Source organism: Microbacterium sp. 3J1 (genome assembly GCF_001049495.1).
In the GTDB taxonomy this organism is placed as follows: Bacteria; Actinomycetota; Actinomycetes; order Actinomycetales; family Microbacteriaceae; genus Microbacterium.
The window spans coordinates 673,000-698,810 of sequence record NZ_CDWI01000011.1; the positions used below are offsets into that span (position 1 = coordinate 673,000).

Genomic DNA, 25,811 nt, shown 5'->3' on the forward strand with positions numbered 1-25,811 from the left:
GGCATGGACTCCTCCCCGATCGCCGCACCTTCGGAACCGGCCCCACCGAGACGACCTCCGATTCCCTTCGTCGCGGCATCCGTCCCCGTGGCGGCCGGCGTCATCCTCTGGGCGGTGACCGGCTCCATCTACTCCCTCTGCTTCGCCGCTCTGGGGCCGCTCATGCTGCTCGCGTCTGTGATGGACGGTGCGCGTGCACAGCGGAAGGCCCGGCGTTCGGCGCAAGAGGACTCTGACGGCGCCTGGTCCGTCGCCGAGGCGGAGCTCCTGCGACGGCAGGACCATGAGCGGCAGCTGCGGTGGCACAGGCAGCCGGACGCGGCGCACTGCCTGACAGACCCCCCGCTCAGGGGTCCGGAGCGCCCCGATGCGGCAACCAAGGTCGTGGTGGGCAGCGGCTCCACGGCGAGCGGCATCCGTGCGGCGGGCGGAGACGGCGAACGCGAGAGGGACTTCCAGCGCCGATGCGCCGTGCTCGACGACACGCCCGTCAGCGTGACGCTGGGCGGTGGTATCGGGCTGCGTGGGGCTCGGCCGGTGACGGAGGCGGTGGCCAGGGCGCTGGTCGTCCAGCTCTGCCTGAGATTCGGTGCCGCAGAGCTCTCGGTGATCGGAGACCGGCTCGACGATCTCGGACTCGCCCCTTTCGCGCGGGAGGGTGTCAGCCGTCGACGCCGGGATCCCTTCGCCCTCGGCGTCTCTCGCGCGGGCGATGTCCGCCCCGAGGTCGACGCCGTCATCTGGCTGCTCGGACGCGAGGAGGAGGTTCCTCCGGGGGTGACGACGGTCCTCGAGGTCATGGAGCCCGCCCGAGCACGGCTCCGGACTCCGGATGGGCTCGTCGCCCTCTCCGTCGAGGGACTCTCCTCGGCGCAGAGCATCGCTGCCGCGGCGATGCGGACGAAGGACGACGACGAGCTCGGCGGGCTGCCGGACTCGATCCAGCTCGGTGATCTCGTACAGCCGCCGATGCCGCCAGGGCTCTCCGCGGTGATCGGCCGAGGAGAACGGGAGGACCTCGTGCTCGACATCGTCGACGACGGACCGCACGCGATCGTCACCGGGACCACGGGGACGGGCAAGAGCGAGCTGCTCGTGTCCTGGGTCACCGCCATCGCGAGCGCACACGGTCCCGATCGGGTCACGTTCGTCCTCGCGGATTTCAAGGGAGGCACGGCGTTCGAGCCGTTGCGACAGCTTCCGCAGGTGGCCGCCGTCATCACGGATCTCGACGAGGCGGGCGCACGGCGCGGCGTCTCGAGCCTGACGGCAGAGCTCCGTCGCCGAGAGGCGGTGCTGTCGTCCGCCGGCGCACGCGATGCGAGCGAGGTCGACCTGCCGCGATTGGTCATCGTTGTCGACGAGTTCGCAGCCCTCCTTCAGGAGCACGCCGAGCTCGGGTCGGTGTTCACGGACATCGCCGCGCGGGGGAGGGCACTCGGGATGCACCTCATCATCGGGACCCAGCGCGCGTCGGGCGTGATCCGCGACGCACTCGCCACGAACTGCCCGCTGCGCCTGAGCCTCCGGGTGAGCGATGCCGCCGACAGCAGAACCGTCCTCGGAAGCGACGCGGCCGCAGACCTCCCGGGCGGTGTCGGGTCACGGGGAATCGTGCTCGTTCGTCGTCCGCAAGATGGCGACCCGCGACCCGGGCGAGTGGCTCTCACCGGCCCGGCCGATCTCCGGCGGGTCTCGACGCGATGGTCCGACGCCGCGCGTTCTCGCAGTCCCTGGCTCCCCGCGCTGCCGACCCTGCTTCCTCTCGATGACGTGGCCAGAGAGGCAGCCGCGGGAGAACTGGTGCTCGGACGCGCGGATGACCCCGCCAACCAGCGACAGCCGCTGGAGGTCATCCGCCCCGGAACCGACCGGGGCCTCGTCCTCCTCGGGGCACCGGGATCGGGCCGCACCTCGGCCCTGCGCTGCCTGCGTACGCAGTATCCCGAGGCGGTATGGATCCCGCGCGACGCCGAGCTCGCCTGGGACGCCGTCGTCGCTCTCGCAAGGCACGGTGACCCGGCGCCGCTGCTGGTGCTCTGCGACGACATCGACGCTCAGATCGGCGATCTTCCTGCGGACTACGGCCAGCATCTCGTCCAACAGTGGGAGCGGATCCTCCGCAGCGGCGCCGGTACGACGTTCGTGATCACCGCTGCGCGCGCATCGGGGGCGGTCGGAAGGCTCATCGACGCCCTGCCCCGACGGGGGCTGCTGCGCATGCCGAGCCGCGTGGATCACCTCGCCGCGGGTGGCGATGCATCAGGGTTCGACGCCGATCGACCGCCCGGCCGCGCGCGCATCGGGGAGCGTGAGCTGCAGCTCGCCTGGATGCCGCCGGAACGATCCGTGACCGCGCCGAGTGCGTCGTCTGACGTTCTCGAGCAGCCCGGGTGGATCCCCACCGCGCCCGTCACGGCGCTGATCACGGCGGGCGCACGATCGGTGATCCGAGCGATGAGTGCTGCTCATCCGGAATGGAGGGTCATCTCGGCGACCGATGCGCTCACCGCGGAGGCGGATCACGAGCGTCCGACCCTTCTGGTGGGGGAGCCGGACCTGTGGCAGCGTGAATGGGGACTGTGGCAGTCGGTGCGCCGCGAGGGGGAGGTGCTCATCCGGGCGGAGAACGCCGTCGAGCTGAGACAGCTGTGCGGTGTACGTGAGCTGCCGCCCTACGCGCGACCGCACGCCGGAAGGGCGTGGTCGATCATCGGCTCCGAGGCACCGCGACGCGTGGTGCTCGCCCCTCTTGCGTCCCTGTGACGGATTGCGGAAGCCGCAGGAACCTCCAGGGAGCCGGAGGAGGCTGGGCGCCGTCAGATACCGCTCCCGGGGCGGACGGCGCCTACGGGCAGGCCTCCGCCGAGCACCTCCAGGGAGAGCTCGTCGGCGAGGGCACCGACCGCTTCGTCGGACAGCGACCCCGCTCGGGCCAGCAACGTCGCGGCGACGATGGTCGAGGCGCGAGGCGCTCCGTCGAGCATCTTGAGAGCGACGGTCGTGCCGTTCGGGGCGACCATCACCATGACGCCTTCCGCGCCGCCCTTCGCGAACACGCCGAGGCGCTCGATGGCGAGGGTGTCCGCGCGGCCCGGGCCGTCGATGGTCCACGGATGCTCGCGCACCGCCCGCACGAGGGAGCCCGCGACGCGGTGCAGGGCGAACGGGGACCGCTCGGAGGCGCTGCCGATGCGGTGGATCGCCCGCGCGAGACCCGTCAGGGTGAGGGCGTGGACGGGAGCCCCGCATCCGTCGATCGCCGTGTGGGCGATCTTCTCTCCGGCGAGGCGCTCGACGACGTCCCTGATGTGCGCCTGCAGCGGGTGGTCGGGGTTGAGGTATCCGGTGGTGTCCCATCCGGTCGCCACGCACGCGCGCAGCATGGCGGCGTGCTTGCCCGAGCAGTTCATCCGCAGGCGCGTCGGCTGTCCGTGCTCCCGGACCAGCTCGTCGCGTGTCGTCGAGTCGGTCGGCCACGCCGGAGGGCAGGCGAGGTGGTCCTCGGTGAGTCCCCCCTCGGTGAGCATGTCGCGCACGACGGACGCGTGTCTGTCCGTGCCCGCATGACTCGCGGTCGAAAGGGCGAGCTGCTCGCCCTCGAGCGCGGCGCCCGCCGTGATGCACGCGACGGCCTGCAGAGGCTTGAGGCTCGAGCGGGGGAGGACCAGCGCGTCGGCGTTCCCGTGGCGTGCGATCACGTCGCCGTCGGGCGAGAGCACAACCGCGACGCCGGCATGACGGGATTCGACGAATCCGCTCCGTTCGACGACGGCGAGTTCCACGGCATCCTGAACGGTGAGAGTTTCCGGCACCTGGCAAGGATACCGTCCGATCGTGCGTCGTCCTCGCGGGCCCGCACCGGCCCCGGCGAACGGTCGTCCGGCGACCGAGCACCCCGCGGCCGAGCCCCCCGCGGCCGAGCCCCCCGCGGCCGAGCACTGGCAGACTGGAGGGATGGCACACTCCGCCGCTCTCGGTGAGCACCACTACTCCCTGACCTCGACCTGGACGGGCAACAGCGGGACCGGCACCAGCGGATACCGCGACTATCGGCGAGACGTCCTGCTCGAGGTCGACGGCAAGCCCGACATCCTGGCATCGTCCGACAAGCCGTTCCGCGGAGACGCGACGCGGTGGAACCCCGAGGATCTGCTGCTGGCGTCGCTCTCCGAGTGCCATCTGCTGTCGTACCTCCATGCCTGCGTGACCGCCGGCGTGGTCGTGGTCTCCTACCGCGACTCGGCGTCGGGGATGATGCGTGAGAACGGGGCCGGCGGGGGAGCCTTCGTCGAGGTGATGCTGCGACCGGAGGTCGTCGTCGCGGATCCCTCGATGATCGAGGCCGCCGAGCGGGCGCATGCGCAGGCGCGCGAGTGGTGCTTCATCGCCAACTCGATGAACTTCCCGGTACGGCACGAGGCGACGGTCACGGCCCTCGGGGCCTGACCGGAACGCACCGGACCGGGAAGCGTCAGAGTCGGGGCGAACTCAACGGCGTTCGTGCGGCAGAGCCTGCTTGATCTTCTCGATCGGTCCCTGAGCGGGTGCTTCGTTGTAGGAGCCGGCGAGCTCCTGACCGGACAGGGCGTGGATCGCCGCCATGATCTCATCCGTCGCCAGGCGGCGCGCACGCCCGCTCGATGCCGGACCGTGCGGAGACAGGTCGAGCGGTTCCCCGAACCGCACGGTGATGCGCTCCGCGAGCGTCGGGATCTTGGCTCCGACCGGCATGACCTTGTCCGTGCCGATCAGTCCCACCGGCACGACCTGCGCCCCGGTCTGCAGCGCGAGGAAGGCGACACCCGTACGTCCCTTGTACAGACGGCCGTCGGTGGAGCGGGTGCCTTCGGGATACAGCGCGACCGCGAGTCCCTCGTCGAGCAGCTGACGCTGCTGGTCCAGTGCGTCGAGCGCGGCCTGGCCGGCGCCGCGACGCACCGGGATGGCGCCGATCGACTCGAAGAAGTTGCGGCTCAGCCAGCCACGCGCCCCGGTGCCTTCGAAGTAGCTGGACTTGGCGAGGAAGTGCACCGGTCGCGGAGCGGCGACCGGGATCGCGATCGAGTCGATGAACGACAGATGGTTGCTCGCGAAGATGACCGCGCCCTCCTGGGGCACGTTCTCCTTGCCCTCGATGCGGGGGCGGTAGATCGTCCTGGCGAGGATGCTGATGAGGCTGCGGCCCAGAACATAGGTGAGCCCTGCGTGACGAGGCTTCGCGGTCTCTGCGGGCGACGGTTCGGGCTCCACGGACTGCTCTGACGTCATCAGAGCAGGTTACTCCGGAATCCATGCCGGCATCGGAATGGAGCTCCGGCGCGCGTCTCCCAGCGCGGACAAAGGGGTATGGGGGATGATGGGGGTTTGTCCCGCCCGCGATCTCGAGGTCTCACTGTGCGCAAGCGTCCGCTCATCGTCCTGTCCACCGTCGCCGCGGCGACCCTGCTCCTGGCCGGATGCTCCGGCGATGCAGCGCCGGAGTCGACGGGCACGGCCGCTCCGTCGGCCGACGCCTCGTGCCTCGCGGATCTTCCCTCCGGCGCGGGCTCCGACGCCGTCGCGGTCGAGGGTTCCGGCGCTGGTGCCACAGTCTCCGTCCCGGCGGGCACCGAGATCACAGAGGCGCAGCGGAGCGTCGTCGTCGAGGGCGATGGCGATGAGGTCCTTCCCGGCGATCTCGTGTCGCTTCGCTACCAGCTCGTCGACGCGACGACGAACGAGGTGCTGAGCACGTCCGAGCGTGGCCCGGACGGCGTTCTGTCGGCTCTGCTCTCGACGCAGAACCCGCAGCAGATGGTCGACCCCACGCAGTCCACGGTGTTCACGGTCGCGGCCGAGTGCCTGCCGATCGGCTCCAGCGTGGTCCTGACCCTTCCGGCGGCGCAGGAGGGCTCGCACGCGAGCATCCTGTACGTCGAGACGATCGAGCAGCTGCCCGTCATCGCCTCGGGTTCCGAGCAGGAGCCGGCCGATGGGGCTCCCGCGGTCGAACTCGACGACGCCGGGTCGCCGTCCATCACCATCCCCGACGGGGATGCGCCGGCGGAGACCGAGGTCGTCGTCCTCAAGCAGGGTGAGGGTGCTGAGGTCGCACCGGGCGATCTCGTCACCGTCCAGTACCGGGGCGTGAAGTGGTCGGACGGCAGCGAGTTCGATTCGAGCTGGGGCCGTGACGCCGTGCCGGCGCAGTTCCAGACCAGTGGCGTGGTGACGGGATTCCGTCTCGCACTCGAAGGACAGAAGGTCGGCTCGCAGGTGCTCGTCACGATGCCTCCGAAGGACGGCTACGGCGCCTCTGAGGGCAACGAGCTCCAGAACGAGTCGCTCGTGTTCGTCGTCGACATCCTCGCGACCACTCCGATCGAGCAGGCTCCGTAAGCCGCGTCGAGCGGGCCGAGGGCGTGTCATAGGCTGGCGGCATGCGTCGCATCATCGTCCTCGGCTCCACCGGCTCCATCGGCACCCAGGCGCTCGACGTCATCAGGGCCAATCCACGGCGGTTCGAGCTCGTCGGGCTCGCTGCGGGCTCCAACAGCGAGATGCTCGCGGAGCAGGCGGCCGCGTTCCAGGTGGAGGACACGGCGCTGGGGGCCGACCAGGCCGAGCAGCTGGTCCGTGACGTCGAGGCGGACGTCGTCCTCAACGCCATCACCGGATCGATCGGACTCGGTTCGACGCTCGCCGCGTTGAAGGCGGGGCGGACGCTGGCGCTCGCGAACAAGGAGTCGCTCATCGTCGGGGGCGAGCTCGTTCTCGCGGCGGCGGCACCCGAGCAGATCGTCCCGGTGGACTCCGAGCACTCCGCGCTCGCGCAGGCGCTCCGCAGCGGAACGCATGCGGAGGTGCGGCGGTTGGTCGTGACCGCATCGGGCGGTCCGTTCCGCGGTCGCTCCCGCGAGACGATGCGTGACGTGACGCCGCAGGAGGCCCTCGCCCACCCGACCTGGGACATGGGGCGGATGGTGACCACGAACTCTGCCACGCTCGTGAACAAGGGGCTCGAGGTGATCGAAGCCCACCTCCTCTTCGATGTGGCCTACGACGACATCGAGGTCGTCGTGCATCCGCAGTCGATCGTCCATTCCATGGTCGAGTTCGTCGACGGGTCGACGATCGCCCAGGCCTCGCCCCCGGACATGCGGCTTCCGATCTCGCTCGGGTTGGACTGGCCCCACCGGGTCGGCGGGGTCGGACGACCTCTGGACTGGACGACGGCCTCGTCGTGGACGTTCGAGCCCCTCGACGACGCCGCCTTCCCCGCGGTCGACCTCGCCAAGTCGGTGGGACGCGCCGGATCCACCTTCCCGGCCGTCTACAACGCGGCCAACGAGCAGGCGGTCATCGCCTTCCATGAGGGGCGCATCCCGTTCCTCGAGATCGTCGACACGATCTCGCGCGTGGTCGATGCGCACGAGCCGCCGCAGACGCTGACGGTCGAATCCCTCGCGGAGGCCGAGACGTGGGCCCGGCGCACGGCCGACCGATTCATCGACCGGGCCTGACCGCGGCGCGAGCGAGCTCCGTGCTCCGCGAGGTCAGTCCTCGTCGGGGTAGGGGACCGGCCAGCGGGAGTCGGGCACGGGCCATCCGGCAGCGCGCAGCGCCCGGCGGGCCAGCTCCCGCGCCGAGTACGGAGTGCGCACTCCGCGGATGTCGCGGTAGTCCTGGTGGCCGGGGCCGGCCCACAGGATGGCGTCTCCCTCACCCACGAGTCCGACCGCCGCGGCGATGGCCTGCTCGGGCGGCGAGTACTCGTGGATCTGGGCGTCCGGCCGTGCCCTGCGCGCGCCCTCGACGAGCGTGGCCCTGATCGAGTCCGGGTCTTCGAAGCGGGGGTGGTGATCCGTGACGACGAGGATGTCGCTGCCCTCGACGGCCGTGCGAGCCATGTCGAACCGCTTGCTCGCGTCGCGATCGCCGTCGGCGCCGAACAGCATGAGGACCTTGCCGGGCGTCACGCGGCGGACAGCGGCGAGCGTCTTCTCGAACGCGTCGGGCGAGTGCCCGAAGTCGACGAAGACCGCCGGGCCGGATTCTCCGGAGACGAGCTGCGTCCTGCCGGGCAGATACGCGCGGATGCCGCCGTCGCGCTCGAGCGCGTCGACGATGCGGTCCCAGGCGTAGCCGCCCTCCAGGAGCATGACGATCGCGAGCGCCGCGTTCGCCGCCATGTGCTGGCCGATCACGGGAACCGTCGTCGTGAGGGTTCCCGAGGGGCCGGTGAGAGTGAACGTCGTTCCTGAGGTCCGCTCCTCGTCGATCACGACCACCCAGTCGGCGCGTGCAGAGCCCTCAGGGTCGGCGGCGATCGACGGCGTGCCCACCGTCACGAGAGGGATCTCCGCGCGCTGGACGACGGCTGCACCCGATGGGGAGTCGATGCACACGACGCCACGCCGCGCGCGGTCGGGGCGGAAGAGCGGCAGCTTGGCCTCGAAGTACTCCTCCATGTCGGCGTAATCGTCGAGATGGTCGTGGCTGAGGTTGGTGAACCCCGCCACGTCGAACAGGATCCCGTCGACGCGGTGACGGGAGAGCGCCTGAGCGCTGACCTCGACCGCCACGGCCTCGACCTCGCGCTCGCGCATGAGGGCGAGCAGCGCATGCATCTCGGACGCCTCGGGGGTGGTGAGCCGCGACACGATGACCTCGCCGGCGATATGGCGCTCCGCCGTAGAAGAGAGACCCGTCACGACGCCGAGCTGATCGAGGATGCCCTCGAGAAGGTGCGACACGCTCGTCTTGCCGTTCGTGCCCGTCGTGGCGAACAGGGTCGGCAGCGGTGCACCGGCACCGGTCCCGTATACCCAGGCGCTCAGCGCTCCGAGGATTCCACGCGGATCGTCGACGATGAGGACGGGCAGGCCCGCAGGCGCGGCGATGGCCGCCCCCGCCTCGTCGGTGATGATCGCGACGGCGCCCTTCTCCGCGGCCGCAGCCGCGAACTCGGCGCCGTGGCGGTTGACGCCGTGGATCGCGACGAAGGCCTCCCCGGGGCGAAGGTCGGCGGTCGCGAGAGTGATGCCGGACACGATCACCCCGTCGACGTCGCCGCGGACGTCGCGAGCGAATCGGGAGGCGAGTTCGGACAGCTCACGCCGGGGTGGGTTCGCGGGGCGGAGCACGGGAGGCAGGCTCGGTTGTTGTTCAATCGACATGTCGCATCCATGTTCTCACGGCTCGCACGTCGGTCCCTGGTGCGGCGCGTCTCCCGGCTGCGGAGAACGGCTGGGAGACGCGCCGCAGAAGGGTGTCAGGCCTTGCGTCGGTATACGAGGACCGAGACGACGAGCGCAGCGACCCCGGCGACGAGCCCGCTCGCGCCGAGAACGGTTCCGAGCGCGTCGGTCGCCGGTGCCTCGGCGTCCGACTCCTCACGTGTCGCCTCCGCCGTGGCTCCGTGCTCGCCGTGCGACCCGTCGGCCGCGGCGGCGACCTCGACCACCGGCGCGGGGGCGTCGAGGCTGTGCGGGTCCTGGCCGTCCTCGGCGATCTCCGTCCACTCGGTGCTCCCCTCGACGCACGTCTGGATCACCGGGAAGGCGAGGCTGTCGGGGGTGTCCTCGTCGAGGCCGACCGACATGCTGACGGCGCCGCGGAGGTCGTTGGGAACGGGGGTGACTGCGGTGTATGTCACGGCGCTGACGAGGCCGTCGTCTCCGCGCTCGATGTCGATCGTCCAATCGCTGTCCGCAGTGGGCGCGACAGACGCGAGCCCCTCCGGCATCGTGATCTTCAAGGAGGTGGTCGGCGACGTCTCGCAGCCGTGTGCGAACGAGAAGGTGAGGACGCCGTGGTCGCCCGCGACGAGCTCGTCAGGGCTGACGCCGACGTGCGCGCTGGCCATGGCGGGGATGGCGAGGGCGAGGACTGCGCCTCCGATGAGTCCGGCGGCGAGGGTGCGGGGCGTGGTGAGGGAACGCATGGTGATACTCCTGAATGCTCGTGTGCGGGCGCGCGAGAAGGCGCGGAGGTCCGCGGGGTGGAAGATCCGCCGTGCAGGCGGTGAGTCGATCAGACGAGCGAGGGAGGTCCTCTGCGGGATATCGACGAGGCGAGTCCCGCGGAGAGGGGGAGGAAGAGCGAGGAGATCAGAGAGGCGGGACGCGCATGGTCCGGGAGGTGAGTCGCGGAGACGCGGAGGAGCCGTGCGCGCACCCAGTCGGCGATCGCGCGCACCATCGACTCGCCGTGCCAGAGCAGCATGGTGGTGACGATCGCCGCGGCGATGTGGGCCGCGACCATGAGTGCGCCGGGCGCCGCCGATTGCGTGACAGGGCCGAAGGCGGCGAGATCGACGTGATGGTGGTGGGTGTCGACGGCCCGGATGCCGGTGGGCGAACCCAGCATCTGGAACACGACGTGGAACGCCGCCTGGCTGACGAGCACGGTGAGCGCGACCCGCCGACGGGAGGCGCGGACGCCGATGAGCACCGCGGCCACGGGAACCAGAAGAGAGGCGACAGCGAGCACGAGGAGCGGATGCGGTGCCGCCCCGCCTGCGACCGTGTGCGACGCCGCCGCGAGGAGGGTGGCCACCGTCGACGCCGCTGCCGCACGCAGAAGTCGCAGCTGGCGGGAGGTCACGCTCTCAGCCTAATCGGTCGTCTCGGTGCCGCCCGTCGCGGGCCGGGCGGATTCCTAGCGGGAGGGCAGTACCGTAGGCACGTGGAAATCCTGCTCTATCTGGCCGGCATCTTGTTCATGCTGATCGGCCTCGGCCTGTCGATCGGTCTGCACGAGATCGGCCACCTCGTGCCGGCGAAACTGTTCGGCGTGCGCGTGGGGCAGTACATGATCGGCTTCGGGCCACGCCTCTGGTCGAAGCGGATCGGTGAGACCGAGTACGGCGTCAAGCTGCTGCCCCTGGGCGGGTTCATCTCCATGTCCGGCATGTATCCGGCATCCCGCAACGCCGGTCCGGCGCGGGGGATCTTCCGCGCCCTCGTCCAGGACGCGCGTTCCGCCAACGACGAGACGATCGCAGAGGGCGCCGAGGACCGGGTGTTCTACCGTCTTGCGGTCTGGAAGCGGGTGGTGGTCATGCTCGGCGGGCCGTTCATGAACCTCATCCTCGCCGTCGTGATCTTCACGGTGCTGGTGTCGGGGATCGGCGTGCAGCAGGGATCCACGACGATCGCCTCCGTGAACGAGTGCGTCGTCCCCGCCGATTCGACGGCCACCGAGTGCTCGCCGGGCGACCCCGCGACGCCCGCCGCCGAGGCCGGGATCGAGCCGGAGGACGTGCTGGTCTCGATCGATGGGGCCCCGGTGTCGACGTTCGCGGAGGCGACTTCGATCGTGCAGGCGTCGCCAGGCACGGCGCTCGATGTGGTCGTGCTGCGCGACGGTGCCGAGAAGAGCCTCATGGTGACGCCTATCGCGGCCGAGCGGACGATCACGGACGCCAGCGGACAGCCGGTGCTCGACGCCGACGGCGAGCAGGTCGTGAAGACCGTCGGGTACGTCGGCATGGCGGCGCAGATGGCCTTCATCCCGCAGCCTCTGAGTGCGGGGCCGCAGATGACCGCCGAGAGCGTCGGTCGCGTCGCCTCCCTGATCGTCACCCTTCCCGTGCGACTCTGGGACGTCGGGGTCTCTCTCGTGACCGGCGGCGAGCGTGATCCGAACGGCCCGTTGAGCGTGGTCGGCGTGGGGCGCCTGGCAGGCGAGGTCGCGGCCACCGACGCACCCGTCCTCAACCGCTTCTCGGTGCTCCTCGGTCTCCTCGGATCACTGAACGTCGCCCTCTTCGTGTTCAACCTGATCCCGTTGCTGCCGCTCGACGGCGGTCACGTGGTGGTCGCTCTGTGGGACGGCATCCGTCGAGCATGGGCGAAGGCGTTCCGCCGCCCGCCGCCGGCGCCCGTCGATGCGACGCGTCTCGTTCCGCTCACGGTCGTCGTGGCGACGCTGCTGATCGCGATGGGCGCTCTGCTGCTCGTCGCCGACCTGTTCAACCCGGTGAAGCTGCTGGGCGGCTGACCGGGTCAGGCCAGGGCGTGTTCGACGAGACGCTCCAGGGTGCGGATGCCGTCGCGCGACAGGATCGACTCGAGGTGGCCCTGCACGGACGCGAAGTGCTCACCGCGAAGCGCGTACACGTCTCCGCTGGAGGGGTCGGCCGACACCTGCGCTCCGCCGGCCTCGATCGCGCCGGGGGAGACCCGGGCGGTGAAGGTGTTGTAGAACCCGATCGAGGGGTCCTCGCCGAACACGGGCACCGACTTCTGAAGGCCCTGATGCGGTGACGCGAGCGGCGTCAGGTCGATGCCGAGACGGTGCGCGAGGATCTGGTGGCTGAGGCAGACCGCGAGAAGCGGGGCATCGGCCTCGAGGCGGCGCGTGACGATGTCTCTCATGCGCGCGATGCGCGGACTGCTCGTGTCGCGCGGATCGCCGGGGCCGGGGCCCGCGACCACGAGGTCCGCCGCGTCGACGGCCGCCTCCTCGACGTCGCTCCAGGCGCTGATCGTCACGTCGAGACCGAGGTGGCGCAGCTGATGGGCGAGCATCGTCGTGAAGCGGTCCTCCGCATCCACGACGAGCGCGGAACGTCCCGCGAACGGCCCGACCGCGTCCTCGCCCTGCGGGTTGAGCCAGAACTCGGCGAGTCGTGCATTGCGCGAGGACAGCAGGGCGGAGACGTCCGGGTCCTCCGCGAGCGAGAGAGGCCGTCCGGGTGCGTCGGGGTCCGAGCGCGTGACTGCGGCGCCGTCACGCGGGATGGCGCCGATCGCCCCGAGCACGCCTGCGGCCTTGCCGTGGGTCTCCGAGACCTCGCCGAGAGGATCGGAGTGGCGGACGAGGGTCGCTCCCACCGGGACGTTCAGGCGACCGTCGCGGAGGTAGACGGTGCGGATGAGGATGGGCGCGTCGAGGTCGTGCCCTCCGTCGCCGTCCGGCGTGAACAGCGCGGCCACGCCGGAGTAGTAGCCGCGGGGCTTCTGCTCGTGCCGGCGGATCACGGCGCAGGCGTTCTGCATGGGGGAGCCGGTCACGGTCGGCGCGAACATGGTCTCGCGCAGGATGTCGCGCGGGTCGAGACGGCTGCGTCCGCGGAGCATGTACTCCGTGTGGGTCAGCCGCGACATCTCCTTGAGGTGCGGGCCGGTGATGCGCCCGCCGTCGGAGCACACGGCGCTCATCATCTTGAGCTCCTCGTCGACGACCATGAACAGCTCTTCGGTCTCTTTGGTCGAGGAGAGGAAGTCGACCAGGGTCTCCTTCGTCGCCCCTCCGACCGGGTGACGGAAGGTGCCCGAGATCGGATTCATCGTGACGACGCCGCCCCTCGCGACCACGTGCGCCTCGGGACTCGCGCCCACGGCGATGTGACCCGGGGTCACGACGGCGAACGTCCAATATGCACCGCGCTCGTGCGTCAGCAGCGCCCGGAACCAGGTGAGCGCCGCGGTGCGGTCGTCGACGTCGATCTCCGCGGTGTAGTCCCGTCGGATGACGAAGTTCGCGCCCTCTCCTCGTCCGATCTCGTCGGAGATCACCGTCTCGACGATGGCGGCGTAGTCGTCGTCCGTGATGTCGAAGCCGCCGCCGCGCAGTGGCACGGCGGTGCTCGGCAGGCTGTCGAGCAGATCCCGGGTCGGCGCGTGGATGTGCTCGTCCACCACGATGCAGCGCAGCGGTGCCCCGTCGTCCTGCGCGACGAATCCGCGCTCCCGCACCTGGCGATACGGGACCATGGCGAAGACCTCGCGCGGCGCACCGTCGATGCTCAGCGGAATGTCCGCGAGCAGGTCGACGTCGACGACGTCGCCGGTGAGCAGCTCGACGGTATCGGTGCCGTCGCGGGCGATGAGCACGAACGACGCCGTGGGATCTGCGGTGAGCTCGGCGAGGCGGGTGAGGGTCATCGGGGTCTCCTGTGCGTGGCTCCGGCTCGGCTCAACGAAAAGACCGCCCCGGAGGCGGTCTGGATTCGTGGGAACGCGAACACACCGCCTAGGAGGCGGGCCACCAGGTGAGGTTCGCGAGCATGGGGTGAAAACTATCACACCGGCGTCCCGGAGAAACGGCGGGTGACGCGGGGGCGACATCCAGCCCCCGCGCATCCTGGCGGCGTAGGCTGGGGGATGTGCCAGCAGTGAATATCGGGATGCCGAAGATCCCCGAAGTCCTCGCCCCTCGCCGCAAGTCTCGTCAGATCAGAGTGGGCAAGGTTCTCGTCGGCGGTGATGCGCCGGTCAGCGTGCAGTCCATGACGACGACGAAGACCACCGACATCAACGGCACCCTGCAGCAGATCGCTGAGCTCACCGCATCCGGGTGCGAGATCGTACGCGTCGCCGTTCCCTCGCAGGACGACGCCGACGTGCTGCACATCATCGCGAAGAAGAGCCAGATCCCGGTCATCGCCGACATCCACTTCCAGCCGAAGTACGTCTTCCAGGCGATCGACGCCGGGTGCGCGGCGGTCCGCGTGAACCCCGGCAACATCCGCAAGTTCGACGACCAGGTCGGCGAGATCGCGAAGGCCGCGAAGGATGCCGGGGTCTCCCTCCGCATCGGAGTGAACGCGGGCTCCCTCGACCGACGTCTGCTCGAGAAGTACGGCAAGGCGACGCCCGAGGCGCTCGTGGAGAGCGCCGTGTGGGAGGCCTCGCTCTTCGAGGAGCACGACTTCCATGACTTCAAGATCTCGGTGAAGCACAACGACCCGATCGTGATGGTCAAGGCGTACCGCCAGCTGGCGGCGCGCGGAGACTGGCCGCTGCACCTCGGAGTGACCGAGGCCGGTCCTGCCTTCCAGGGCACGATCAAGAGCGCCACGGCGTTCGGCATCCTCCTCGGCGAGGGGATCGGCGACACCATCCGCGTGTCGCTGTCCGCCCCGCCGGCCGAGGAGGTCAAGGTGGGCCACCAGATCCTGCAGTCGCTGAACCTCCGGGAGCGCAAGCTCGAGATCGTCTCGTGCCCGTCGTGCGGTCGCGCCCAGGTCGACGTCTACACCCTCGCGGAGGACGTCACCGAAGGGCTCAAGGACATGACCGTGCCGCTCCGCGTGGCCGTCATGGGCTGTGTCGTGAACGGGCCCGGCGAGGCGCGAGAGGCCGACCTCGGCGTCGCCTCCGGCAACGGCAAGGGGCAGATCTTCGTCAAGGGCGAGGTGATCAAGACCGTCCCCGAGGCGGACATCGTCGCCACCCTGATCGAGGAGGCCAACCGGATCGCCGCCGACATGGGTCCGGAAGCCCCCCTCGGCACCGCGCAGGTCGTCACGGTCTGAGCTACTGCGGCGCGCCACCGCGCCGCGTATCCGATCGCGCGGTCGTTGCGCTTCTGTGACGAATGGACGACTCGCTCCTGGACGAGCGGCTCCTCGACGCGATCCTCACCGCGACCGAAGGATGACAGGCTGATCTGACCGGCATCCGCCATGTGCCACAGTGGAGGCATGCTCGTATCGACTTCCGCCACCACCGTCACATTCGCCTCGGGGGCCGGTTCCGGCTCCAGCACGGTGCAGCGGGTCGACGTCACTCCGAGCGGCGGGACCGTCGTGGTCGTCGAGTCCACACCGTTCCACCCCGTGGATCACACCTGGCCCGATCAGCCGGGCGACAGTGGCCAGATCGCGGCCGACGGGGTGTCCGTGCGGGTCACGGAGGCCGTGATGGCCGCGGTGTCGGACGAGGGTGTGTTCGCCGTCGGAGCGGACATCCCGGTGAAGCGCGGAGCCGAGGGCTGGACCTGGCTCGTCGGGCACCCGCTCGACGGTGATGCACCCGCATGGCTCGCCGAGGGAGCGCGCGTGGACCTGTCGGTGGACGTTCCCCGGCGAGCGGGCCTCAGCCGCGGCCACACCGCCTGCCACCTCGCATCACTGGCTCTCGATCTCGCACTCGCCGACCTCTGGCGCAAAGACCCGGGTGCCGACGCTCTGGGCGCCCCGAACTTCGAGGCCAGGGCCAACCAGTCGAGCCGCATCCATGAGGACGGCTCGGTCGACGACTACCGGCTCGGCAAGAGTCTGCGGCGAGCGGGATTCGACACCGAGACCTTCGCGGCGACGCTCGCGGACCGCGAGGTGGCGATCAATGCGCGACTGGCGGAGTGGGTCGGGTCCGGTGCGCCGAGTCGTGTCGTCCCGGAGGGGCCGACCATCGTCGATCGGCGCAGCTGGCACTGCGAGCTTCCTGAGGGCACGGCGGAGATCCTCTGCGGCGGCACACATGTCGCATCCCTCGCCGAGTTCGTGTCGATCTCGGTCTCACTCGACCTGACCGATCCGCAGCTGCTGGTGATGACCACGACCGCCGTCCCGGCGGCCTGACGCCCTCTCAGCGCAGGCGCGGTGCGTCGACGCCTCGCTCGTCTTGTCTTCGGGTTCGAAGAGCCGGTCTCCGATGGGCAGCAGATCGATGTCGCTCGCGGTGACGAATCGTTCGGCGACGGCGAGGTGATCCGCGCCGACAGCGTATGTCAGACGGCGAACTCGATCTCACCGCGGGCGATGTCGGCGCGGATCACGCGCAGCGGCACGACGTCGCCCGGGGCAGCTCCCGCCGGGATCGGCGCCGATGCCGTCACCGCCGGATCCGCGATCTGGACGGTCGCGCGTTCGCCGCGTACCTCGATGACGGTCGCCGTGACCTCCTGACCGACCAGCGGACTGAGCAGCGCGGCCTCGACGCAGTTGACGGTGGCGGAGTCGAGCCGTGATGCCCGCTGGCCGGACTCCTGCATCAGACCCGGGAGGTCGTTCAGGGACTCGCGTGCCCACGACGGCACAGGTCGATCCTCGGAGATCGCGAGGCAGATCGCCAGCGTCCAGCGGTCGACGAGTCGTCGCAGAGGTGCGGTGGCGTGCGCATACGGCGCCGCGATCGCCGCCTGCTCGGCGTCGGACGGCACGGCGCCGTCGAACGTCACGTATCCGGCGCCGCGGAAGAGAGAAGCCGCTGCCTCGAGCACGGGCAGGGTCATCGGGTCCGCGCGGTCGAGCCCTCGCAGGTAGTCGCCGTATCGACCAGCGGTCCACGGTCGGCCGAGCGCCTCGGTCTGCAGACGGAAGGCGGCGAAGGCGCTCTCATCGGGCTGCGGCATGGTGCGGAGGATTCCGATCCCGGCCTCGAGCATGAGCGACGCGGCCGCCATCCCCGTCATCAGGGAGAGCTGGGCGTTCCATTCCTCGACGGGGAGCGGATGGCCTCGCTCGATCGCGTATCCGCCGTCCACCGTGCGGATGACCTCTTCATTCGGCATGTTGAGGCTCGCACCGCCGCGGAGCGCCTCCTGCTCGACCCTCAACGCGCCGATCTCCGGGAGGAGCGAGGCCGGGCCCTCCTCACCACGGTCGAGGGATTCCTGGACGCTCGCGTAGTCGAGCTGTGCGCGGGATCGGACGAGTGCCCGTTCCAGGCGGAACCGTGTGACGACTCCCTTCGCGTCCAACGCGAAGCTCCAGACGAGCGCCGGCCTGTCGACGTCCGGCAGCAGTGAGGCGCGGCCCTCGCTGAGGACCTCCGGGTGCAGAGGGACCTTCCCGTCTGCCGCGTACAGCGTCTGGCCACGTCGCCGCGCCTCGGCATCCACCGCCCCACCCGGCGCGACGAAGCCGGGCACATCGGCGATCGCATAGCGGACGGCATAACCGGAACCCTCGCGTTCCAGGTGGAACGCCTGGTCGAGGTCACGGGAGCCGAGCGGATCCAGGGTCGCGAACGGGATCTCGCGGAGATCGAGATCGGGCGTCTCGACCGTCGTCGCCTCCGCCTCGTCGAGCACCGCGGCGGGAAACTCGGTCGGCCCCTCGAGCGACTCGCGTAGCGCGGCGAGTGCGGCAGCCAGCTCGGTCTGCGCTGCGGAGGGGGCGACATGGGATCGACGCTGAGGCATGCCCCCACCCTACGGGGCGAGCCCGACACGGCTCGGGGTGCAGACCGCGCGGTCCGCGGGGTCTTCGGCGGCGTCCGGCCCTCGCGTCGGAAGAGGGCGTTAGCGTGGGGGCATGACCACTGCTGCAAAGGCCAAGACCCTCATCGGACTGTACGAAGCCCCGGAGATCCTCCGCGTCGTGAACGTGTGGGACGTGGTGTCCGCGCGTGCCGTCGCGATGCTTCCCGAGACCACCGCGATCGCGACCGCCGGACACGGCATCGCCGCATCGTTCGGGTACGACGACGGCACCATCCCGCGGGACATCATGATCGACATGGTCGGGCGCATCGCCGCGTCCGTCTCCGTCCCGGTCACGGCGGACCTCGACGACGGCTACGGCGATGCGGGGGAGACCACGCGACTCGCGATCGGGGCAGGCGTCGTCGGCGCGAACGTCGAGGACCGCCTCAAGCCCTTCGACGAGTCCGTCGCGGCCGTCGAGGCGATCGTCAAGGCGGCGGAGGCGGAGGGAGTGCCGTTCGCCCTGAACGCGCGCACCGACGCCTTCGTCCGCGCCGGTCACCGTCCCGTAGCCGAGAGCGTCGCCGACGCGATCCACCGAGGCCGTGCCTTCCTGGACGCGGGAGCGACCGCCGTCTTCGTGCCGGGGATCCTCGACGCCAGCGTCACCCGTCAGCTCGTCGAGGGTCTGGGCGAGGGGAAGCTGAGCGTGATCGGACTCCCCGGAGCGCTCGCGGCGTCGGAGTACGAGAAGTTGGGTGTCACCCGGATCTCCTACGGTCCGCTGCCGCAGCGCGTCGCCCTGACGGCCGTGCAGGAGCTCGCGGCGAGCCTCTACGGCGGCGGCGTCATCCCGAACGGACTGCCCGCGCTCAACTGAGACGCATCGTGAAGGCGGGTGACCACCGGTCAGTAGACTGGGCGCGTGGTCACTCGTCTCTCCAATTTCTTCCTCCGCACACTCCGTGAAGACCCTGCCGGCGCAGAGGTCGCCAGCCACCGGCTGCTGATCCGCGCCGGCTACATCCGACCGCAGGCCGCAGGCATCTTCGCCTGGCTGCCTCTCGGGCTGCGGGTCAAGGCCAAGATCGAGACGATCGTCCGCGAGGAGATGTCCGCGGCCGGTGCGCAGGAGGTTCACTTCCCGGCGCTGATGCCCCGTGAGGCCTACGAGGCGACGGGGCGGTGGGAGGAGTACGGCGATCTCCTGTTCCGTCTCCACGACCGCAAGGGTGGGGACTACCTGCTCGCGCCGACGCACGAAGAGGCCTTCACGCTGCTCGTGAAGGACCTGTACTCCTCGTACAAGGACCTCCCGCTCACGATCTATCAGATCCAGGACAAGTACCGCGACGAGGCACGCCCGCGCGCCGGCCTGCTCCGCGGTCGCGAGTTCACGATGAAGGACGCGTACTCGTTCGACGCATCCGACGCCGGACTCGACGCGAGCTACCAGGCACAGCGTGATGCCTACGAGCGCATCTTCCAGCGTCTCGGACTCGAGTACGTCATCGTCCAGGCGGACGCCGGCGCGATGGGCGGGTCCCGGAGCGAGGAGTTCCTGCACCCCACGCCGGTCGGCGAAGACACCTTCGTCCGCAGCGCGGGTGGGTATGCGGCGAACGTCGAGGCGTTCACGACTGCCGTCCCCGACGCGGTCCCGTTCGACGACGGCGCATCCCCCGTCGTCTTCGATTCGCCGAACACGCCGACGATCGAGACCCTCGTCGCCCACGCCAATGCCCATCTCGACGGCGAGTACACGGCTGCCGACACGCTGAAGAACGTCGTGCTCGCACTGACCCACCTCGACGGGACCCGCGAGCTCGTCGTCGTCGGCATCCCCGGTGACCGGGAGGTCGACGAGAAGCGCGCCGAGGTCGCTTTCGCACCCGCAGAGGTCGAGACCGCCACCGCGGACGACTTCGAGAAGAACCCCCTCCTCGTGAAGGGCTACATCGGTCCCTGGTCACCCACCGGCGCCGTACTCGGCGAGGAGTCCGCCACCGGCATCCGCTACCTGGTCGACCCCCGCGTGAGCGAGGGCACCTCGTGGATCACGGGCGCGAATCTCGACCAGAAGCACGCCCACTCGGTGGTGGCAGGCCGGGACTTCTTCGCGGACGGCATCGTGGAGATCGCGAACGTCCGCGCCGGTGACCCGGCACCCGACGGCTCCGGACCGGTCGAGCTCGCGCGCGGCATGGAGATCGGCCACGTCTTCCAGCTCGGTCGCAAGTATGCCGAGGCGCTGGGGCTCAAGGTCCTCGACGAGAACGGCAAGCTCGTCACGGTGACGATGGGATCGTACGGAATCGGCGTCACCCGCATCCTTGCGATCATCGCCGAGCTGAACAACGACGAGAAGGGGCTGATCTGGCCCGCATCCGTCGCGCCGTTCGACGTGCAGGTCGTCGCCGCGGGCCGCGACCAGCTGGCGTTCGACGTCGCAGCCGACCTGTCGGCGCAGCTGGAGGCCGCGGGTCTCGACGTGCTCTACGACGACCGCCCGAAGGTGTCGCCCGGCGTGAAGTTCGGCGACGCGGAACTGGTGGGCATCCCGAAGATCGTGATCGTCGGACGCGGCGCCGCCGACGGCCAGGTCGAACTCTGGGACCGCACCACCGGGGGCCGGGACACTGTCTCGGTCGCGGACGTCCTGCAGCGACTGTCGCCCCGACGCTGATCCGAACCGACGGGCGTCGTCTTCAGCAGACGATGTACCCGTGGCTCACCGTGTCATCGTCGGGGGTGTCGCGCGTGACGAGGGCCTTGAGGGCGCCCGCCGCGAGCGCCACCTTGCCCTTCGCCGGTTCCCAGAACTCGGCGATGGTCGGGGTCACCTTGAGCAGTGCGATTCCCGGAGTGTCCAGCCCCTCCGTGAACCAGATGTCGAGCGAGGGGGAGTAGAGCTCCTCCATCTTCGCGCGGTCATGCACGATCGAGGCGGTGCCGGCGATCGACACGTAGCGCATGCCTTTGGCATCGCAGTACGACAGGCCGACCTGGTGATGGTGCCGCGCCTCCTCGACCTTCTCGGTGTCCTCGGCGGTGAAGAACCAGATGTCGCCGGCCTCATCCATCTGCCGGGTCGACATCGGCCTGCTCACCAGGTTCTCGGAGTCGTCACGGGTCGTGAGCATCGTGAAGTCGATGTCCTCGACGAGCTCCTTGACGCGGACGAGTGCTTCGGATCCTGTGATCTCTGTCATGCCCCCATGGTGCGCGCTCGCCCCGTCCACGCCATGGGCGTTGACACGGATGCCGCGGCGTGATCGCGACTCGGCGCCACCGAGGGCCCGCTCCGGGTGCCCGGCATGCGACGCTGGTGCCATGACAGAGGAACCGCTGCCCGAGGCGCTCAGTGCCGAGATCAACACCGTCCTCGACGAGGCGGGCGTCCGAACGGATCGCCGTCTGGTGATGCGCCTGCTGCGCACCGCCATCCTGCTCGGCGAGGACGGAACCGACCGCCTGGATCTGAAGATCGCCTCGGCCGCTCTCGCGGAGATGCGCGACGCCTTTCGGCTCTTCGCCCCGTTCAAGGGCGTGCCGAAGGTCACGGTCTTCGGATCCGCGCGCACGCGACAGGACGATCCCCTCTACCTGCAGGCCCGGGACGTCGCGGCCGCGCTGGCGACGGACGGGTGGATGGTCGTCACGGGTGCAGGCCCGGGCATCATGCAGGCGGCGGCGGAAGGTGCCGGTCCGGCGCTGTCGCTCGGGGTGTCCATCCGGCTGCCGTTCGAGGAGAAGGCCAACAGCCTCGTGGCAGGCAGCGACCAGGTCGTCGCGATGAAGTACTTCTTCACCCGCAAGCTCATGCTCATCAAGGAGTCCAGCGGCTTCATCTGCCTCCCCGGCGGTTTCGGGACCCTCGACGAGATGTTCGAGCTGCTGACTCTGCAGCAGACGGGCAAGGCCGAACCGACTCCGATCGTGCTCCTCGACCAGCAGGGCGGCACGTTCTGGAACGGACTCAAGCGCTTCATCGACGAAGACCTCGCACCCACCGGCGTCATCTCACCCGGTGACTTCGACCGCGTGGTCGTCACCGACTCCGTGGCGGCGGCCACGGCGGAGATCGCCGGATTCTGGCGCAACTACGATTCCTTGCGGTGGGTGGGGGAGACCTTGATCCTGCGGCTGCGCCAGGAGCCGACGGACGACGAGGTGGCGGACCTGAACGAGCGATTCGCCGGGATGCTCGCGAGCGGCCGCATCGAGCGCTCCGCGCCGCGCCCGCCCGAGGTGGCGGACGACGAGCTCCTCCATCTCCCGAGGCTCGCGCTCCACCTCGATCAACGCCAGGTCGGCAACCTCTTCCGGCTGATCGAGGCCATCAACACCCTGGATTCCGCTCCCGCGATCTAGGGCACGACGTTCACCGGGCATACACCTCGCCGTCACCTGCGCCGACCATGCTGTCGGCACTTGTCTTCGAGGATGGGATGACTGTGGACGACACTCGATACCGGCTTCCGTTGGTGGACCACGCGCGGGGAAAGCGCTCGGCTGTCACCTGTGAACTCAAGTGCGCGAACGCGTGTATGGGCCCGGAATGCAACACCTCGTCGAACGACGACTTCCGTTCGATCGCATCCGCGGTCTTCTCACGACGCGCCCTGTTCGGGCTGGGGGCAGCGGCCGCCGTCGCGATCGCGGTGGGCACGGGCCGGACGGCGCCGGTGTCCGCACCCGCGGCGGCTGGTGCGGCGTCGGCCGGAGTCGGACTCGGCAGACCAGGGACCGCAGGGCTCGCGTTCAGCGCGATCGCCCCGGTTCCTGCACATGTGGACGCACTCACGGTTCCCGACGGATTCACCTGGGCGCCGCTGATCCGCTGGGGCGACCCTCTCTTCTCGGCGACCCCGGCATTCGACATCGCCGCCCAGTCTCCGCAGGCTCAGGCGGGACAGTTCGGCTACAACAGCGACTACCTCGACATCGTCCCCGATCCGAGTGGCAAGACCGGCGTCCTGGTCAACAACCACGAGTACGTGAACCCGGGCATCATGTTCCCGCCGACGTCCGACGCGGCCGAGCTCCGTCGACGGGGTGACATCTACAAGGCTGCCCAGGGCATGTCCGTGGTCGACATCCGTCGTCGCCGCGTCGGCGACCCGTGGACGTACGTCGTCGACGGGCGCCGCAATCGTCGCATCACCGTCGAGACGGTGTTCGAGATGACCGGCCCGGCAGCGGGCACCGACCTCGTCAAGACGGCGGCGGATCCTGAAGGCCGCTGGGTGCACGGCACTCTCGGCAACTGCGCGGGCGGAACCACCCCCTGGGGCACGATCCTCTCGGGCGAGGAGAACTTCAACGGATACTTCGCCTGGGCTGCGGACACTGTCGAGCAGAGACGGTACAGCGCCACGAGCACCACCGCCACCTCCACGGGATGGGAGACGTACGACCCGCGCTTCGACGCTCACGATCCCGCGTTCGTCAACGAACCGAACCGGTTCGGCTACATCGTGGAGATCGATCCGCAGGATCCGACCTCGACGCCGCGCAAGCACACCGCGATGGGGCGCTTCAAGCACGAGGGCGCGAACGTCCACGTCGCCGCCGACGGCAGGGTCGTCGCGTACATGGGCGATGACGAGCGGAACGACTATCTGTACAAGTTCGTCTCGAAGAACAGGATCTCCGGTTCCCGCAAGAAGAACCTCGCGCTGCTGAGCGAAGGCGACCTCTTTGTGGCGAAGTTCGCGGGAAATTCTCCCGTGTCGGAGATCAGCGGATCGGGAGCGCTGCCCGCGGACGGCGCATTCGACGGCACCGGCACCTGGCTGCCTCTCACGCGGAACGGCCGCAGCGTGGTCCCGGGCTTCACCACCGAGCAGGTGCTGGTCTATACGCGCCTCGCTGCGGATGCCGTCGGCGCGACGAAGATGGATCGCCCCGAGGACGTCCAACCGAGTCCGTCCACGGGCAAGGTGTACGTCGCCCTGACCAACAACTCCAGCCGCAAGGCCGTCGACGAGGCGAACCCGGTCACCGGCAACCGCTACGGTCATGTCCTCGAACTCACGGAGACGTCGAGTCACAGCGGCACGACCTTCGGGTGGAGTGTCCTGCTGCTGTGCGGAGATCCGGCGTCGTTCGACAACGCGTACTTCGCGGGGTTCCCCAAGGAGTCGGTGTCGCCCATCTCGTGTCCCGACAATCTGGCGTTCGACTCGGCGGGCGACCTCTGGATCTCGACCGACGGCGCCCCGAGCACCATCGGCCTCGCGGACGGTCTCTTCAAGGTCCCTCTCACCGGGGCGGAACGCGGGCACGTGCAGCAGTTCCTCGCCGTGCCGCGCGATGCGGAGACCTGCGGTCCGGTGATCCACGACGAAGAGGGACTCGTCTTCGTCGCGGTGCAGCACCCGGGGGAGGACGGAACGTTCGACGCGCCGAACTCCCTCTTCCCCGACTACGGTTCGAACGCGCCGGGCGATGTTCCGAATGCTCCGCGTCCGGCCGTGGTGCAGGCGTATCGGCTCTGACCTGCGTCGCGTCCGGCGAACGTGGCAGCTCCCCCAGGGGCAAGGTATCGTAGTACGGATGTCGTGCGTGCACACCCGTGCGACGAGAGCTGAATAGGGAGCCGTCATGGATATCGAACTGAGTCTGCTGCGTGGGATCGAGAAGGAGAAGGCGATCCCCTTCGACGAGCTGGTCTCGATCATCGAGCAGGCCATCCTGACCGCCTACTCCAAGCACGTCTCCGCCGACGGAGCCACCCCCGAGGGTGTCCGTGTCGATCTCGATCGCCGGACCGGGCACGTCGCCGTGCTGCAGGTCGTCAAGGACGAAGAGGGCGCGATCGTGGGCGAGGAGGATGCGACCCCCGACGACTTCGGTCGCATCGCGGCCTTCGCCGCCAAGCAGGTCATCAGCCAGCGTCTGCGGGACATCGCGGACGACGTGGTGCTCGGCGACTTCAAGGACAAGGAAGGCGACATCGTCGCCGGTGTGATCCAGCAGGGGCCGAACCCTCGGATGATCCACGTCGACTTGGGAGCGGTCGAGGCGATCCTCCCGCCCGAGGAGCAGGTCCCCGGCGAGGAGTACACCCACGGCTCGCGCCTCCGCGTGTACGTGACGAGCGTGGCGAAGGGGCTCAAGGGCCCGCAGATCACCGTCTCGCGCACGCACCCGGGCCTCGTCCGCAAGCTGTTCGCGCTCGAGGTGCCCGAGATCGCGGCGGGACTCGTGGAGATCGTCTCGCTCGCCCGCGAGGCCGGTCATCGCACGAAGATCGCGGTCAAGGCCAATGATCCGGCGATCAACGCGAAGGGTGCCTGCATCGGGGAGATGGGCCGCCGCGTGCGCGCGGTCACCGAGGAGCTCGCCGGCGAGAAGATCGACATCGTCGACCACGACCCGGAGCTCGCCGCCTTCGTCGCCAACGCGCTCTCGCCCGCCAAGGTCACGAGCTCGTTCATCCTCGATGCGAACACCAAGGCCGTGCGCGCGCTCGTGCCCGATTACCAGCTCTCGCTCGCGATCGGCAAGGAAGGGCAGAACGCCCGTCTCGCCGCCAAGCTCACCGGCGCGAAGATCGACATCCAGCCGGACAGCGTGCTGGACTGACCTCTCGTGACATCCGACTCGCGCGACCGGCGCGAGTCGGATGGGAACACAGGTGTAAGATGGAACCCGTACGAACGTGCGTCGGCTGTCGCACGCGTGCTCCCCGCTCCACTCTGCTCAGGGTGGTGTCCCAGAACGACATCCTCATCATCGATGAGCGAGCCGTCCTGCCGGGGCGCGGCGCGTGGGTGCATCCGACACCGGAATGCATGGATGCCGCGCTGCGGCGCCGGGCTTTCGGACGAGCACTGCGCGTCTCCAGCGACCTGGACACGCGGAACATCGCACAGCACCCACCAAGAAACAAAGGCTGAACGGCTATGGAAACAAAGTGAACGGCTCGAAATGAGACC

General features: G+C 69.6%; 21 protein-coding genes. 13 read left to right on the forward strand and 8 right to left on the reverse strand.

Translation table 11 applies throughout. The features are described 5' to 3' along the window. Positions 1-3 precede the first annotated feature (3 nt). Positions 4-2,766: an FtsK/SpoIIIE domain-containing protein gene (locus BN2660_RS12160; protein ID WP_141651291.1), complete on the forward strand. Its 2,763-nt coding sequence runs from the start codon at positions 4-6 to the stop codon at positions 2,764-2,766. A 53-nt stretch (positions 2,767-2,819) separates the two neighbouring features. On the opposite strand, the gene BN2660_RS12165 is transcribed toward BN2660_RS12160, so the two are convergent. Then, positions 2,820-3,815: an asparaginase gene (locus BN2660_RS12165; protein WP_091232275.1), complete on the reverse strand. Its 996-nt coding sequence runs from the start codon at positions 3,813-3,815 to the stop codon at positions 2,820-2,822. 142 nt (positions 3,816-3,957) lie between these two features. Here BN2660_RS12165 and BN2660_RS12170 point away from each other — a divergent pair, with 142 nt between their 5' ends. Beyond that, entirely contained in the window at positions 3,958-4,449 is a 492-nt protein-coding gene (locus BN2660_RS12170) for an OsmC family protein (RefSeq protein WP_091232278.1), read from the forward strand. A 42-nt stretch (positions 4,450-4,491) separates the two neighbouring features. Here BN2660_RS12170 and BN2660_RS12175 read toward each other — a convergent pair whose 3' ends face one another. Next, on the reverse strand, positions 4,492-5,271 hold the full coding sequence (locus BN2660_RS12175; protein ID WP_091232281.1) for a lysophospholipid acyltransferase family protein: 780 nt from the start codon (positions 5,269-5,271) through the stop codon (positions 4,492-4,494). Positions 5,272-5,397: 126 nt separating this feature from the next. Here BN2660_RS12175 and BN2660_RS12180 point away from each other — a divergent pair, with 126 nt between their 5' ends. Then, complete coding sequence (locus tag BN2660_RS12180) at positions 5,398-6,381, forward strand: FKBP-type peptidyl-prolyl cis-trans isomerase (RefSeq protein WP_091232284.1); 984 nt, start codon at positions 5,398-5,400, stop codon at positions 6,379-6,381. A gap of 41 nt (positions 6,382-6,422) precedes the next feature. Then, a complete protein-coding gene (dxr, locus tag BN2660_RS12185) occupies positions 6,423-7,505 on the forward strand; it encodes a 1-deoxy-D-xylulose-5-phosphate reductoisomerase (RefSeq protein WP_091232286.1) in 1,083 nt (360 codons plus the stop codon). A gap of 33 nt (positions 7,506-7,538) precedes the next feature. Here the strand turns inward: dxr and BN2660_RS12190 are convergent, their stop codons facing one another. From BN2660_RS12190 to BN2660_RS12200, 3 genes are all read right to left on the reverse strand, one after another. Continuing rightward, the gene (locus BN2660_RS12190; protein WP_176697183.1) at positions 7,539-9,161 is read right to left on the reverse strand and encodes a Mur ligase family protein; all 1,623 of its coding nucleotides are present in this window, start codon (positions 9,159-9,161) and stop codon (positions 7,539-7,541) included. Positions 9,162-9,256: 95 nt separating this feature from the next. Continuing rightward, a complete protein-coding gene (locus tag BN2660_RS12195; RefSeq protein WP_091232290.1) occupies positions 9,257-9,928 on the reverse strand; it encodes a YcnI family copper-binding membrane protein in 672 nt (223 codons plus the stop codon). 89 nt (positions 9,929-10,017) lie between these two features. Beyond that, positions 10,018-10,590, reverse strand: a complete 573-nt coding sequence (locus BN2660_RS12200) for a hypothetical protein (protein ID WP_091232293.1) — start codon at positions 10,588-10,590, stop codon at positions 10,018-10,020. 81 nt (positions 10,591-10,671) lie between these two features. Here BN2660_RS12200 and BN2660_RS12205 point away from each other — a divergent pair, with 81 nt between their 5' ends. After that, on the forward strand, positions 10,672-11,988 hold the full coding sequence (locus BN2660_RS12205; protein ID WP_091232296.1) for a M50 family metallopeptidase: 1,317 nt from the start codon (positions 10,672-10,674) through the stop codon (positions 11,986-11,988). A 5-nt stretch (positions 11,989-11,993) separates the two neighbouring features. Here BN2660_RS12205 and BN2660_RS12210 read toward each other — a convergent pair whose 3' ends face one another. Next, positions 11,994-13,877, reverse strand: coding sequence for a chorismate-binding protein (locus BN2660_RS12210; RefSeq protein WP_091232299.1), 1,884 nt, complete (start codon positions 13,875-13,877; stop codon positions 11,994-11,996). A gap of 242 nt (positions 13,878-14,119) precedes the next feature. On the opposite strand from BN2660_RS12210, the gene ispG reads away from it, so the two are divergent. Both ispG and BN2660_RS12220 read left to right on the forward strand, forming a co-directional pair. Further along, positions 14,120-15,250, forward strand: a complete 1,131-nt coding sequence (gene ispG, locus BN2660_RS12215; RefSeq protein WP_091232302.1) for a flavodoxin-dependent (E)-4-hydroxy-3-methylbut-2-enyl-diphosphate synthase — start codon at positions 14,120-14,122, stop codon at positions 15,248-15,250. Positions 15,251-15,418: 168 nt separating this feature from the next. Beyond that, positions 15,419-16,297, forward strand: a complete 879-nt coding sequence (locus tag BN2660_RS12220) for an alanyl-tRNA editing protein (protein WP_091232305.1) — start codon at positions 15,419-15,421, stop codon at positions 16,295-16,297. Positions 16,298-16,446: 149 nt separating this feature from the next. On the opposite strand, the gene BN2660_RS12225 is transcribed toward BN2660_RS12220, so the two are convergent. Further along, a complete protein-coding gene (locus tag BN2660_RS12225; protein WP_091232309.1) occupies positions 16,447-17,862 on the reverse strand; it encodes an RNB domain-containing ribonuclease in 1,416 nt (471 codons plus the stop codon). Positions 17,863-17,974: 112 nt separating this feature from the next. Here BN2660_RS12225 and BN2660_RS12230 point away from each other — a divergent pair, with 112 nt between their 5' ends. Next, positions 17,975-18,745 (forward strand): isocitrate lyase/PEP mutase family protein, encoded by a 771-nt coding sequence (locus tag BN2660_RS12230; RefSeq protein WP_091232312.1) that lies wholly within the window; start codon positions 17,975-17,977, stop codon positions 18,743-18,745. Between the two features lie 45 nt (positions 18,746-18,790). After that, positions 18,791-20,551, forward strand: coding sequence for a proline--tRNA ligase (locus tag BN2660_RS12235; protein ID WP_091232315.1), 1,761 nt, complete (start codon positions 18,791-18,793; stop codon positions 20,549-20,551). Positions 20,552-20,573: 22 nt separating this feature from the next. On the opposite strand, the gene BN2660_RS12240 is transcribed toward BN2660_RS12235, so the two are convergent. Then, entirely contained in the window at positions 20,574-21,077 is a 504-nt protein-coding gene (locus BN2660_RS12240; RefSeq protein ID WP_091232319.1) for a pyridoxamine 5'-phosphate oxidase family protein, read from the reverse strand. 121 nt (positions 21,078-21,198) lie between these two features. Here BN2660_RS12240 and BN2660_RS12245 point away from each other — a divergent pair, with 121 nt between their 5' ends. The 4 genes from BN2660_RS12245 (at position 21,199) to BN2660_RS12260 (ending at position 25,772) form a co-directional block, all read left to right on the forward strand. Next, entirely contained in the window at positions 21,199-22,239 is a 1,041-nt protein-coding gene (locus tag BN2660_RS12245; RefSeq protein WP_091232323.1) for an LOG family protein, read from the forward strand. Positions 22,240-22,316: 77 nt separating this feature from the next. Beyond that, positions 22,317-24,368: a PhoX family protein gene (locus BN2660_RS12250; RefSeq protein ID WP_091232326.1), complete on the forward strand. Its 2,052-nt coding sequence runs from the start codon at positions 22,317-22,319 to the stop codon at positions 24,366-24,368. A 106-nt stretch (positions 24,369-24,474) separates the two neighbouring features. Further along, positions 24,475-25,458 (forward strand): transcription termination factor NusA, encoded by a 984-nt coding sequence (gene nusA / locus BN2660_RS12255; RefSeq protein ID WP_091232331.1) that lies wholly within the window; start codon positions 24,475-24,477, stop codon positions 25,456-25,458. 59 nt (positions 25,459-25,517) lie between these two features. After that, entirely contained in the window at positions 25,518-25,772 is a 255-nt protein-coding gene (locus tag BN2660_RS12260; protein WP_091232334.1) for a YlxR family protein, read from the forward strand. Positions 25,773-25,811 lie beyond the last annotated feature (39 nt).